Annotated in this window: 13 protein-coding genes; 8 read left to right on the forward strand and 5 right to left on the reverse strand. The window is 68.1% G+C overall.

Annotated features, from left to right (window positions below; genetic code table 11):
- Together E0T84_RS17120 and E0T84_RS17125 are read right to left on the reverse strand one after the other, a co-directional pair.
- Window positions 1-2,232 carry an acyl-CoA dehydrogenase gene (locus E0T84_RS17120; RefSeq protein WP_070185737.1) on the reverse strand — a complete coding sequence of 744 codons (2,232 nt, stop codon included), beginning with the start codon at window positions 2,230-2,232 and terminating at the stop codon, window positions 1-3.
- Window positions 2,229-3,236 carry an NAD-dependent epimerase/dehydratase family protein gene (locus E0T84_RS17125; protein ID WP_070185738.1) on the reverse strand — a complete coding sequence of 336 codons (1,008 nt, stop codon included), beginning with the start codon at window positions 3,234-3,236 and terminating at the stop codon, window positions 2,229-2,231. Before E0T84_RS17125 ends, E0T84_RS17120 begins: the two co-directional genes overlap by 4 nt.
- Window positions 3,237-3,348: 112 nt before the next feature.
- Between E0T84_RS17125 and E0T84_RS17130 the strand changes: the two genes are divergently transcribed.
- On the forward strand, window positions 3,349-3,939 hold the full coding sequence (locus tag E0T84_RS17130; RefSeq protein ID WP_070185739.1) for a TetR/AcrR family transcriptional regulator: 591 nt from the start codon (window positions 3,349-3,351) through the stop codon (window positions 3,937-3,939).
- Between the two features lie 12 nt (window positions 3,940-3,951).
- Here E0T84_RS17130 and E0T84_RS17135 read toward each other — a convergent pair whose 3' ends face one another.
- The 3 genes from E0T84_RS17135 to E0T84_RS17145 all read right to left on the reverse strand — a co-directional run bounded on the left by E0T84_RS17135 (window position 3,952) and on the right by E0T84_RS17145 (window position 6,736).
- Window positions 3,952-4,620: a GNAT family N-acetyltransferase gene (locus tag E0T84_RS17135; protein WP_070185740.1), complete on the reverse strand. Its 669-nt coding sequence runs from the start codon at window positions 4,618-4,620 to the stop codon at window positions 3,952-3,954.
- Window positions 4,621-4,690: 70 nt separating this feature from the next.
- Complete coding sequence (locus E0T84_RS17140; RefSeq protein WP_075910410.1) at window positions 4,691-6,097, reverse strand: PepSY domain-containing protein; 1,407 nt, start codon at window positions 6,095-6,097, stop codon at window positions 4,691-4,693.
- 99 nt (window positions 6,098-6,196) lie between these two features.
- Window positions 6,197-6,736 (reverse strand): hypothetical protein, encoded by a 540-nt coding sequence (locus tag E0T84_RS17145; RefSeq protein ID WP_070185742.1) that lies wholly within the window; start codon window positions 6,734-6,736, stop codon window positions 6,197-6,199.
- Between the two features lie 34 nt (window positions 6,737-6,770).
- On the opposite strand from E0T84_RS17145, the gene E0T84_RS17150 reads away from it, so the two are divergent.
- The 7 genes from E0T84_RS17150 to E0T84_RS17180 are packed head-to-tail and all read left to right on the forward strand — an operon-like array spanning window position 6,771 to window position 12,264.
- Window positions 6,771-7,424, forward strand: coding sequence for a class I SAM-dependent methyltransferase (locus tag E0T84_RS17150; protein WP_083284046.1), 654 nt, complete (start codon window positions 6,771-6,773; stop codon window positions 7,422-7,424).
- A gap of 32 nt (window positions 7,425-7,456) precedes the next feature.
- Complete coding sequence (locus tag E0T84_RS17155) at window positions 7,457-7,810, forward strand: helix-turn-helix transcriptional regulator (protein ID WP_070185743.1); 354 nt, start codon at window positions 7,457-7,459, stop codon at window positions 7,808-7,810.
- Window positions 7,807-8,442: an SRPBCC family protein gene (locus E0T84_RS17160; RefSeq protein WP_070185744.1), complete on the forward strand. Its 636-nt coding sequence runs from the start codon at window positions 7,807-7,809 to the stop codon at window positions 8,440-8,442. Before E0T84_RS17155 ends, E0T84_RS17160 begins: the two co-directional genes overlap by 4 nt.
- A 25-nt stretch (window positions 8,443-8,467) precedes the next feature.
- Window positions 8,468-8,953, forward strand: coding sequence for a peroxynitrite isomerase (locus E0T84_RS17165; RefSeq protein WP_070185745.1), 486 nt, complete (start codon window positions 8,468-8,470; stop codon window positions 8,951-8,953).
- Complete coding sequence (gene lipE, locus E0T84_RS17170) at window positions 8,950-10,185, forward strand: lipase LipE (protein WP_070185746.1); 1,236 nt, start codon at window positions 8,950-8,952, stop codon at window positions 10,183-10,185. The genes E0T84_RS17165 and lipE overlap by 4 nt, the downstream gene beginning before the upstream one ends.
- A gap of 11 nt (window positions 10,186-10,196) precedes the next feature.
- Entirely contained in the window at window positions 10,197-11,744 is a 1,548-nt protein-coding gene (locus E0T84_RS17175) for an acyl-CoA carboxylase subunit beta (protein WP_138745032.1), read from the forward strand.
- 55 nt (window positions 11,745-11,799) lie between these two features.
- The gene (locus tag E0T84_RS17180) at window positions 11,800-12,264 is read left to right on the forward strand and encodes a DUF4383 domain-containing protein (protein ID WP_138745033.1); all 465 of its coding nucleotides are present in this window, start codon (window positions 11,800-11,802) and stop codon (window positions 12,262-12,264) included.
- Window positions 12,265-12,308: the final 44 nt, after the last annotated feature.

The following is a 12,308-nucleotide window of genomic DNA, read 5'->3' on the forward strand; positions in this document are numbered from 1 at the left end:
TCACTTACGCGGTAGGCCCAGGATCAGCTGGGCAATGATGTTGAGCTGGATCTCGGTGGTGCCGCCGCCGATCAACTCGGCGGGCAAGTCCAGATAGGGCGACGCCACCGCGGGTTGGCTGTCGAATTCCATTGCCAGCGGTCCGGTCAGACGCAGCGTGAGCTCAGCGGCCCGGCGCAGCATCACGTTGGTGGCCACCTTGGCGATGCTCGACGCCGGTCCCGGTGCCTGCCCGTCGAGCAGGCGCAACGTCTCACGCACGCCGAGCGCCTTGAGTGCGTTGGTGTAGGCATCGATCTCGCCGATGGCGTGGCGCATCGGGTCCGGGTCAGGGCTCACCCCGACGAGTTCGCGCAGCGCGCCCATCCGGTCGATGTTGACGTATCCGCTGATCGCGACCCGTTCGTGTGCCATGGTGCTGATGGCCAGCTGCCAGCCCGACACCGGATCCCCCAGCAGCATCTCGTCGGGCACGAAGACGTCGGTCAGGAACACCTCGTTGAACTCGGCCCGCCCGCTGGATTGGGTGATCTGCCGGAATTCCACTCCGGGGGAACGCATGTCGAGGATGAAGTAGCCGATGCCGCCGTGCTTGGGAGCATCAGGGTCGGTACGGGCCAGCAACGCACCGAAATCGGCCCGGTGCGCCAATGAGGTCCAGATCTTGTGCCCGTTGATCTTCCAGCCGCCGTCCACGCGCACGGCGCGGGTACTGAGCGAAGCCAGGTCCGAGCCTGCTCCCGGCTCGCTGAACAGCTGGCACCACGACAGCTCGCCGCGCAACGTGGTGGGCACGAAACGTTGTTGCAGTTCCTCGGATCCGGCCGCCATCAGGCTCGGCAGGATCCACTCGGCGATACCCACCGACGGCCGTACCAGGCCGGGGCGCAGGGCGAACTCCTCGTCTACGATGAGCTGCTGGCGCACCGTCGCGTCGCATCCCCACGGTGCGGGCCAGTGCGGGGCGATCAGGCCCGCATCGGCGATCAGCTCGCGCCGTGGGCCGACGGCGAACTCCGGATAGTCGCCCTGGCGGCTGAAACCGGTGTCGGACAGGGTGAGGGCACGATCCAGCGTTGTGCCTACCCGGGCCCGGAACTCGGCGTCGGACTCACCGAGGTTCACCGTCATGTCCCGGGCGGAGGTGGCCGACAGCTCGCCGAGGTTGCGGGTCCACCGCGACATCGGGCCGATCGATGCGGCCAGGCTGGTGGCTCGGCGCCAGTACAGGTGCAGGTTGTGTTCCCAGGTGAATCCGATCGCGCCGAGCATGGTGAGTGCCTCGAGTACCAGGCCCGGTACCGGCATGACCGCCATCACCGCCGCCGAGCAGGCGGCGAGCCGATGCTGCTCGGCGTCCGTGGATCCACCGAGGGCCCGCACCGCATCCCAGGCCGATGCCGTCGCAAGCGCACTGTTGACCAGCAGCATGGCCGCTTTGTGTTGCAACGCCTGGAACGTGCCGATCGGCTTGCCGAACTGTTCGCGGCTACGCAGATGCTCGGTGACGATGTCCACACACCACTGGGTGATACCGGCGGCAACCGAGGCGGTGAACGCGACGGTCAGATCGGTGACCAGGTCGGCGTCCATGTCGGTCAGGACCGCGGTGGCGGGGACCGCGTCATCACTCAGCCGCAGGACACCCAGATCGGTGGTGAGGTCGGTGCCGCGGCGCAATTCAACCTGTCCCTCAACCGGATTGAGGACGGCCCAGCGCAGGTCTCCCGTCTCGTCGGCGAACGGCACCACGATGCGCTGCGCCGATCCCAGCCCCATGGCCACGCCCGACGAGCCGGTGAGCAGCCAACCGTCGCCGACGGCCCGGCCTTGGAAGTCGGACTGCTCGCCGGCCACCACGACGGCGGTGGCTCCTTCGGCGATCTCCTTGAGCAAGGTCTGGGCAGCCGGGCTCTGCTGGCGGACCATTGCCGCCCCGGCAATCGCCGTGGCGAGCAACGGCCCCGGCAACAGTGCCGAGCCCGCGGCTTCCAGCACGCAGGCCATGTCCTCGAGCCCGCCGCCCTGCCCGCCAACGGCCTCAGGCAGGTGCACCGCATGAAACCCGTTGTCCACCAATGCGGGCCACCACGGCGGCAACTGCCCGGAGGCCAGCTCGTCGAGCACCGCCCGGGTCCCGTCGACGGGAGCATGCCGGGCCGCGAAGTGTGCGACGGCTTCGCCCAATTGTTGCTGCTCAGGGGTCAGCGCGATCGATACGTGGGTGGTCATACGCGCCGCCTCGACGTATAGGAGTTGGACGTGAAGAACCGTGCCCCTTCGGCGATCGCCTCCGTCGTCGGACGCGGCTGCCAGCCGAGCTCGCGAACCGCCTTGCTGTGGTCCATCGGCGACATCACGTGCATCAACCGCACCGTCAGGGGACTGAGCTGGTTCTCCTTCTTGCGCAGCCGGGCCAATGGATCGACGATCGCGCCCGCGGCCGCCAGCACACGGATGGGGACACCACGCCGGGGCGGATCGACATCAACAGCCGCACAAGCGGTTTGGTAGATCTCCTGGGCGGTCATAAAGCTCTCGGACACGATGTAGCGCTCACCGATCCGGCCCCGTTCGCCGGCCAGGATCAGCGCCTCGGCGGCGTCAGCGATGCCTACTGTCTCCGCTGCCGCTCCCTTGACGTAGAACGGCATCTTGCCCCGCACCGCGGCGGCGACCAGACCGCCGTGCGGCGTCGGCAGCCAGTCCCCGGGGCCGTAGGTGTTGGCGACGCACATCGCGACCGCGGGCAGCCCATGCTCGCGTGCGTAGCGCAGCACCATCTGTTCCGCGAGCACCCTGGTGTGCACGTAGTCTCCGCCGATGTCGAGCCAGTTGTGCCGCAGATCCTCGGTGGCGCGCCCGGATTCGGCGATGCCGATCGTGGCGATCGAGCTGGTGAAGACGAACTTGCTCAACCCCGCCTCTACGGCGACGTCCAGAACTTCTTGCAGCCCTTCGACATTGGTCCGCCACAGCGGCGCGGGGTCGCTCAGCCAGGCCCTGGCGTCGACGACGCAGTAGTACACCACGTCACAGTCGTCCATCGCCTCGCGCACCGACTCGGGATCGAAGATGTCGCCGTAGACGCGCTCGATGTCGAGGTCGTCGATCCCCCGGGTGGAGCTGGTGCTGCGGATCAGCACCCTGACGTCCTCACCTCGCTCGACCAGCCGCCGGGCGACATGTGAGCCGAGGAATCCGCTGGCCCCGATGACCAGTTTCTTTGTTCTCATGCGCCCTTGCGTTCGACGTTCTCCAAGTTTACGAGACGCTACGTCTCGTCTTGTGGGAGACTACGGCGGGTAGCTTTCCGTGTAAAGATCCCTGCGGAGGACCGACCAGGACATGCCGACCACCCCGACGACCGAGCCAGCGACGCCTCCGCGGCGCCGCAGCGAGAGATCGCGCGTGGCCATCATCGAGGCCACGCGCGCACTGCTGCTGGAGCGAGGGTTTGACGGGTTGAGTATCGAAGCGGTGGCGGCGCGGGCCGGGGTCGGCAAGCAGACCATCTACCGCTGGTGGCCCAGCCGCCCCGCGCTGGTCGCCGACGTGCTGCTCGAAGACGCCGACAAGATCCTGGCCACCATGCCGCACACCGGCGATGTCACCGCGGACCTGGTCTCCTGGGCCGGCACGCTGGCCGCCGCGCTGACCACCAAACGGGGCAACGCGATGCTGCGCATCCTGACGGCGGCCTCACTCGAGCACGAGGACACCGCAGCGCGGCTGCGGGCAGGGTTCAGCCGGCCACTGGTCGAATCTGCGCGCAACCGACTGCTGGCCGAACACATCGATGCCGGCCTGGCGTCGGCCGCCGCCGACGCCCTACTCGGCGGCGTGGTCTATCCGATCCTGTCCGAGGGACAGGAATATTCCCGGCAGCGGGCCGAAGACATGGCCCGCCTGATCGTCACCAGCCTGCGCACCGGCTGAATGCCGATCGGGCTATGCGCCGGGTACCGCGCCCGGCGCCCGCACCACCATCGGTACCGCCGGGAAATAGGTCGCCATCTCTGACCGGCATTTACGCAGGGCAGCGGTGCCGTAACCGCGCTTGCGGAAGTCCGGGTGGATCCAGATCCGGACGTTGACCTCGCCGTGGGTCAGCTCGCCGAACACCATCCCGACCTTCTGATCTCCCTCCAAGGCCACGAACCAGGCGGCCTCTTCGGCATCCACCCGGCTCAGGGCGGCACGGATCTCGTCGTCGACGTCGGAGGCGGGCGCACCCGACCCGTCACCGGAGGCACCGACGTCGGTGGTCCTGGCAGTGAAGATGTCGCGGTCGGCGTCGGCGCTGAATGCCCGTAGCTCCAGCGATTCACCCGAAGCCGCCGGCCGCTCGGACACCGTGAAGCTGAGCTGGCTGTTCAGGTCGTCGAGTTCCGCGGCGATCGCGCGGCGCGAGTCCTTGGTGATCTGGGCGAACGACAGCCCCACGACCGCCTCGGCCGCGACGTGCGAGGTGCCGAGCAGTTGGGCAACCGCCTCGACGGCCGCCGCACGATCGTCGGCCTCCACGATCACGTCGAGCACTTCGTGGCGCCGGTTGAGGGCGTTGAGCAGAGCGTCGGCGATTTCGCGCCGCGCCGCGGCTTTGTCGTGATCGGTCATACCGCGAGCGTAGATCAGCGCCGTGGGCTCTGTGCAGGACAACTGCGCCCGGTGGCTCCAGACCGGCCGATCAACTCCGGCGCCGGCCCCGTTTCCGGAACGCCACGAGCGCGTCTACCACCACGAACGCCACCAGGCTCAACCCGAACAGCGGCAGGGCCCAGCCGAGCGCCCCCGCGACCATCAACACGGCCACGCTGGCCCAGGGAGGCAACTGGCCCAGCGCCCCACGCAGCGGCGGGCGGCCCACGGCCCATGCCGAACCCCGGGTCGGCCTGCGCTGCCACCACATCCGGTAACCACGCACGATGACGGTGATCAGCCCGACCATGGTGAGTGCCAGCACGACCTGGTTGGCGACCCCGAACAACAGGCCCATATGAGCATCGATCGTCCAGTCGGTGAGCTTGGCCAGCAACGGCCACTGCGCGAAGTTCACCCGGTCTGTCACCTTGCCGGAATCAGGTTCGACCGCGATCTCGTCGGCACGGGTCGGCCAATCACGTTTACGCTCGGCCACTTTCCACGCCTGACCGGATTCGGTCGGCGGGTACATCCACATCGGGCCACGCAACCCCGCCTGCTCGGCGGCGCGCAACACGGTGTCAGCTCCGCCGAGCTCGGACCGGCCGCCGTGGTGGCCGTGGTGGGCAGCCGTCGCTGCCGGGGTGGTGCCGGACAGGGACGTATCCACGGTGGGCGCCGTGGTGTTCAGGTTCGCCTGGATGCCGTTGACCGTCTCCCCCGCATAACGAGACCAGGTGATGCCCGAAACCGACAAAGCCAACAGGATCGCCACCGTCCACACCCCCACCGCGCCGTGCCAGGACAGCGTGCGGCGACGACCCGAGGCGCTGCGGTCGGGCAGAACCAGATCGCGCATCGTGCGGTTCTCCCGGCGCCGCATGACCCACAGGCCGACCCCGGCCAGGGCGATCACCCACATCCAGCTGGCCGCCAGCTCGCTGTAGTTGCGGCCGACGGCACCCAGATGCAGGTTGCGGTGCAGCTCGTCGAACCAGGCCCGCAGCGGCATCCACTGCCCGTAGGTGGTCAGCGCGCCGCGCACCTCGCCGGTGTAGGGGTCGACGAACACCGTGCGCGAGTAGTCCGCCGGGATGTCCTTGAACTCCGGGCCCACCACGAGCCGGATCTGAGTGGTCTCGTCGGCGTCCACCGGCGGACGGATGCTTTCCACCGTGCCCTCAGGATGGGCGTGGCGGGCCGCGGCCACCTGGTCGGCCAGCGGCATGCGCTCGGACCCGACCCGCTCGACCGTCAGCTCGTGCCGGTACACGAACGTGTCGATCTGCGGGATCAGGGCGTAGAGCAGACCCGTGACGGCTGCGATGAGGATGAACGGACCGACGAAGACGCCGGCGTAGAAGTGCAAGCGCACCAGCAGGGGGCGGATGGAGCGGCTTGGGGTGGAGGGAGGGGATTCCTCGCGCAGTTGATCGTCGGGGGTGATGGTCATGGAAATGCCTTCGCGGAAAAGAACTGTGGAGTGCGCACGCGGGCGCAACAAAGGAGTGAGGCCCGTCAGTCGACGGGCTGCCGAAAGAAGGAAGGGGCGTCAGAAGCCCATGCCGGACACCGCCGGCGGTGCTCGCATCCCCAGACCGGTGCGCAGCAGAACGGGCCGCGCGACAACGACGTTCGAGGGCCACCAGGGATCGCGGATCGAGGGGCGGATCTGGGCGGTGGCGAAAACCCGCAGCCAGGTCAGCACCGACGCGCAGACCACGAACAGATACTCGGCCACGCCGATCAGCACACCGAGGCCCACCGCGGCGGCGGCGTGCATCCCGGCCATGGGCACGGTGAGAAGCGATGACGCGTGGTGATGACCGGACATCGCCAGTACGAAGTGACCGAGGAACTGCCCGGCGCCGAGACCGGCGATCAGCAGGCCGGCCCGGCCCGAGCGCGTCTGCGGTTTCAGCCCACCGACGGCGGCACCGAGCGCCGCGCACAGCAACAACAACACGATCAGCGGGCTGCTCGCCGGGACCATGCCACCGGCCGCGGCGTGCGCGACCGTTGCAGTCAGTGCCGAGCACGCGCCCACCAGCCCGCCGCGCAGCCTGGCGGCATGGTTGGCAGGCGTGCTCACCTGCGGAATCTTACGGCTGCCTAGAGTGGGCGCCGTGGCTGGCCGGGCATGCGAGCAGTACGACTTGATCGCGGCCGAGTACGCCCGAGCCTTTGCCGGCCAGTTCGATGACCGCCCGCTGGATCGCGCAATGCTGCGGTCCTTCGCCGAGTTGGTCTCCCACGACGGCGGCAAGACGGTGCTCGATGTGGGGTGCGGTCCCGGTGACGCGGCCGCCGAGCTTGCCGCGTGCGGACTTCGTGCCGCAGGCGTCGACGGGTCCTCGGCGATGGTGTCCCTGGCCAGGAAACGCTGCCCGGAGCTGCGGTTTCAGACCGCGGACATGTTCGACCTGCCGTACCCGGCCGGATCCTTCGATGCGGTGTGCGCGTGGTACTCGATCATTCACACCCCGGCCGAGACCCTGCCCGAGTTGTTCACCGAATTCCGCCGGCTCCTTTCCGCCCCGGGGTGGTTGCTGCTGGGCTTTCAAACCGACGGCGATACGGCGGTCTACGGCCACGCCTTCGGTCGGGACGTGTCGTTGGAGTTCCTGCGCCACGACGTGGCCACGGTCTGCGCCGCCCTGGAGGTGTCGGGCTTCACGGTGTATGCGACCACCAAGCGGGCACGTCAGCCGCAGCTCGATGAACCCACGGCTCAGGCGATGGTGATCGCGCACACCGGCGGGCACAATAAAAACCCTTGACTTATATAAGTGACCGCTTCTAATCTGATCACGTGCACGCGTTCGACATCCTCGGCGATCCGGTGCGCAGGCGGATACTCGAGCTCATCCAGTCCGGTGAAATGTCCTCCGGCGCCATCACCGAGGTGATCCGGACCGAATTCGAGATCAGCCAGCCTGCGGTCTCCCAGCACCTCAAGGTCTTGCGGGACAACGGTTTCGCCACCGTGCGAGCCGAAGGAACCCGCCGGCTCTACAGCGTCGACACCACGCCGCTGCTCGAGGTCGACCGCTGGCTGGAGCGGTTCCGGCGCAATTGGACGCCGCACCTGGATGCACTGGCAACCGAGATCGCGCGCGGTAGGCGGGAACGAAGAAGAACCACGAACAAGGAGGCTTCCCAGTGATCGACGTCCGACAGCAGCTCAACGAGGTCCGCCGCAGTGTGGGCCGCAAGACGTTCGAAGCCCGGGAGGCACGCGTCGTCAGCGTCAGCCAGACCTACGACACCGACGCCGCCGATCTGTGGGATGCCTGCACCAGCATCGAGCGGATCGGGCGCTGGTTCCTGCCCATCACCGGCGATCTGCGGGTAGGCGGTCGTTTCCAGCTGGAAGGAAACGCCTCGGGAGAGGTGCTGACCTGCGATCCGCCCCGTTCCTTCACCACGACGTGGGAGGCCATGGGCGCCACCAGCTGGGTCGAGGTCACCATCACCGACGCCGGTGAGGGCCGGGCCACCTTCACGCTCGACCACATCATGCACTCCGGCGACGACGACGAGTTCTGGCTGCAGTTCGGGCCGGGTGCGGTCGGAGTGGGTTGGGACTCCGCACTTCTCGGGCTTGCCGGCTACCTCTCCGGTGGTGACCGCATCACACCTGAGGAGGGTGCGGCCTGGTCGGCCGGCGAAGAGGGTCGCGGCTTCATGACGGCGGCCAGTGAACTCTGGTACCAGGCGGATCTGGCCGCCGGCGAGGATCCCGCCCAGGCGCGCGCAGCCGCAGATCGCACCGTCCAGGCCTATACCGGAGGCTGAGCCGGCATCGCCGTACCCTGTCGTTGTGCCTGACCTCCACCCGAACCTGACCGCGCTGGCCCCCCTGCTCGGCACCTGGGCCGGACCCGGCGCCGGGGAGTACCCGACGATCGAATCGTTCGAGTACCTCGAAGAGGTCACCTTCGGTCACGTCGGCAAGCCGTTTTTGACCTACAGTCAACGCACCAGGGCCCGCGACGACGGCCGGCCGCTGCACGCCGAGACCGGATACCTGCGAGTCCCGGCGCCTGGGCGGGTCGAGTGGGTACTGGCGCACCCGACCGGGATCACCGAGATCCAGGAGGGCACGTTGCGCGTCGACGCCGAACGTATCGACATGGAGCTCACCGCGACCACCATCGGGCTGACCGCGTCGGCCAAAAATGTTGCGGCACTGTCACGTTCCATCCAGATCCAGGGCGACCAGCTGACCTACAACCTGCAGATGGGCGCGGTCGGACAGCCACTGCAGCACCACCTTTCCGCCACCCTGACCAGGAAGACCGCATGAGCCAAGACGGCAAGATCACCCTCCCCGCAGACCTGGACTCCGTCACCGACATCGGCGAGGAGGACCACTCCGAGATCGACCCGAGGGCCGTCGAGCGGATCTGGGAATCGGTCCGGCACTGGTACGGCTCCGGTATGCACCCGGCCATCCAGGTGTGCCTGCGGCGCAACGGAAAAACGGTGCTGAACCGGGCGATCGGCCACGGCTGGGGCAACGGCCCGACCGATGCCCCGGATGCCGAGAAGATTCCCGTCACCACCGAAACCCCGTTCTGTGTCTACTCGGCAGCCAAGGCGATCAGCACGACGGTGGTGCACATGCTCGTCGAGCAGGGACACTTCTCCCTCGACGACCGGGTCTGCGACTACCTGCCCAACTACACCAGCCATGGCAAGGACCGCACCACCATCCGCCACGTGATCACCCACAGTGCCGGCGTCCCGATCCACACCGGACCGCGCCCGGACGTCACCCGGGTGGACGACAGCGAGTACACCCGCGAGCAGTTGGCTCTGCTCAAACCGGTCTACCGGCCCGGTCTGGTGCACATCTATCACGGCCTGACCTGGGGCCCGCTGGTCCGTGAGATCGTCTCGGCGGCCACCGGGCGCAACATCCGCGACATCCTGGCCGGCGAGATCCTCGAGCCGCTGGGTTTCCGGTGGACCAATTACGGCGTTGCCCCCGAAGAGGTCCCACTCGTGGCGCCCAGCCACGTCACCGGCAAGCCGCTGCCGGCGCCGATCGCCGCGGCGTTCCGGGCCGCGGTGGGCGGAACGCTGGACCGCATCATCCCGCTGAGCAACACCCCGTTGTTCCTCACCAGCGTCATCCCGTCGTCGACCACCGTCTCCAACGCCGACGAGCTGTCGCGATTCGCCGAAATCCTTCGCCGCGGAGGCGAACTCGACGGAGTCCGGATCATGAAACCGGAGACCCTGCAAGCCGCGACGAGACCCTGTCGGCGGATGCGACCAGATGTGGCGACCGGCCTCAAGCCGATGCGCTGGGGAACCGGATACATGCTGGGCGGCAAGCGCTTCGGGCCGTTCGGCCGCAACACCCCCGCGGCATTCGGGCACACCGGCCTGGTCGACATCGCGGTGTGGGCCGACCCGCAGCGCAGCCTGTCGGCCGCGGTCGTCAGCAGTGGAAAGCCCGGAGCACATCTGGAAGCCAATCGCTATCCGGCGGTGCTGAACCGGATCTCCGCCGAGATCCCGGTCGACTAGGAGTCCTGCCGATGCCCGACGAACCGCTTCGCGACGATCTGGCCGAACTGCTGCGCCGGAGGGGGTTGACACGGGACGCGGGCAGGCCCGACGCGGTCGCCCGCCGGCACGCGGCCGGGGGTCGCACGGCACGGGAGAACATCGCCGACCTGGTCGACGAGGGTTCGTTCGTCGAGTACGGGCGGTTTGCGATCGCGGCTCAACGGCGGCGTCGCAGCCTCGATGACCTGATCGAACGCACGCCGGCCGACGGGCTGCTGGCCGGGACGGCACGGATCGGCGGTGCGGCGTGCGCGGTGCTGTCCTACGACTACACCGTGCTGGCCGGAACTCAAGGCGCCCTGGGCCATCGGAAGAAGGACCGGCTGTTCGAGATCATCGAGCGTTTGAAGTTGCCGACGGTGTTCTTCGCCGAGGGCGGCGGCGGACGCCCGGGTGACACCGACTATCCGACGGTGTCCTCCCTGGAGGTCCGCGCTTTCGCGCTGTGGGCGGGGCTGTCCGGGGTGGTGCCGCGTATCGCCGTGGTCAAGGGCCGGTGTTTCGCGGGCAATGCGGTGATCGCCGGCGCGGCCGATCTGATCGTCGCGACCGAGGACAGCTCGATCGGCATGGGCGGACCGGCGATGATCGCCGGCGGTGGCCTCGGTGACGTTGCTCCCGACGACGTCGGCCCGATCTCGGTGCAGGCGCCCAACGGCGTCGTCGATGTCGTGGTGGCAGACGAGGCGCAGGCGGTCGTGGCCACCAAGAAGCTGATGGGCTACTTCTCCGGGCCTGCCGACCCGGGACCGGCTGCCGACCAAACCGCCTTGCGTGCAATGGTTCCCGAACGCGCACGGCGCGCATACCCGGTTGCACCCATCATCGAGACGCTGGGCGACGCCGATTCGGTCACTGTTCTGAGGGAGAAGTTCGCCCCGGAGATGGTGACGGCGCTGGCCCGCGTCGATGGCAGGCCGGTGGGCGTCATCGCCAACAACACCATGGTCAGGGCCGGTGCCATCACCGCCACGGCGTCCGACAAGGCCGCCCGGTTCCTGCAGCTGTGCAATGCGTTCGGGCTGCCGGTCGTTTCGCTGGTCGACTGCCCCGGCTACATGGTGGGCCCGGCGGCAGAAGCCGAAGCCCTGGTGCGGCGCGGTTCCCGGCTGCTGGTCGCCGGTGCGGCGCTGACGGTGCCGCTGGTCGCGGTGATCCTACGGCGGGGTTACGGCCTTGGGGCACAAGCGATGTGTGGGGGCAGCCTCCATGAACCGCTGCTCACGGTGGCATGGCCGGGTGCCCATCTGGGTCCGATGGGCCTGGAGGGAGCCGTCCGCCTGGGTATGCGTAAAGAGCTGGAGTCCATCGCCGATGACGACGAGCGTGAGCAGGCAGTGCGGGCCGCCACGGCGGCGGCCGAGGAGAATGCGCGTGCGCTCAACTCCGCCGCGCTGTTCGAGATCGACGATGTCGTCGACCCGGCGGAAACCCGGGAGCTGATCGCCGCCACGCTGGCCGCGGCCGCCCAGCATGAACGACCCGCACCGAGTGTGCGGTTCGTCGACACCTGGTGAGGGTCGGCACCGAAACCATTGACTACACGTTGTAGTAGACGTAACGTCCCGCACTGTGCCTGATAATCCTCCTCACGCGCACGGCCGGCGGTGGAGTTTTGCGCAATGGGGCCTGCTGATCATCTCGCTGTTTCATGTGGTGCAGGCAATCATCGGCTTCATTGCCGAGCCGAGTTTCGCCATCGGCCCGGACGCACCGACCACACCCATTTTCGGGATGGATTACAACGGCTGGCATGCGGTGGCGGGCCTGGCCTTGTTCGGTCCCGGCCTGGTGTTGTGCCGGCGAAAATCCTGGGCGGTGCTCTATCTGCTGCTGGCCGCGGTGGCCGGCGCGTTGCCGGGCATCTGGGCGTTCTTCTCGAATCAGGTCGCCTACATATTCGCCTTCCCCAACAACATCACCGACGCGGTCGTGCACCTGGCAACGGCCGCGATCATGCTGGCGGTGGCCGGTGTACAGATCTACCGCGATGGCGGCTTGCGCAACTCGCTGGCCGGGCTAACCCTCAAGCAGTGAGCGGATCAGTTAGCTGAGTGCGCCCCGGATAACGATTGGGTCAC

This window comes from Mycobacterium sp. DBP42 (genome assembly GCF_005924235.1).
Classification (GTDB): Bacteria; Actinomycetota; Actinomycetes; order Mycobacteriales; family Mycobacteriaceae; genus Mycobacterium; species Mycobacterium syngnathidarum.

Bases quoted from the DNA above. Each gene is read 5' to 3' on its own strand.
- E0T84_RS17120 (WP_070185737.1), bottom strand. From the start codon at position 2,232: ATGACCACCCACGTATCGATCGCGCTGACCCCTGAGCAGCAACAATTG.
- E0T84_RS17125 (WP_070185738.1), bottom strand. From the start codon at position 3,236: ATGAGAACAAAGAAACTGGTCATCGGGGCCAGCGGATTCCTCGGCTCA.
- E0T84_RS17130 (WP_070185739.1), top strand. From the start codon at position 3,349: ATGCCGACCACCCCGACGACCGAGCCAGCGACGCCTCCGCGGCGCCGC.
- E0T84_RS17135 (WP_070185740.1), bottom strand. From the start codon at position 4,620: ATGACCGATCACGACAAAGCCGCGGCGCGGCGCGAAATCGCCGACGCT.
- E0T84_RS17140 (WP_075910410.1), bottom strand. From the start codon at position 6,097: ATGACCATCACCCCCGACGATCAACTGCGCGAGGAATCCCCTCCCTCC.
- lipE (WP_070185746.1), top strand. From the start codon at position 8,950: ATGAGCCAAGACGGCAAGATCACCCTCCCCGCAGACCTGGACTCCGTC.
- E0T84_RS17175 (WP_138745032.1), top strand. From the start codon at position 10,197: ATGCCCGACGAACCGCTTCGCGACGATCTGGCCGAACTGCTGCGCCGG.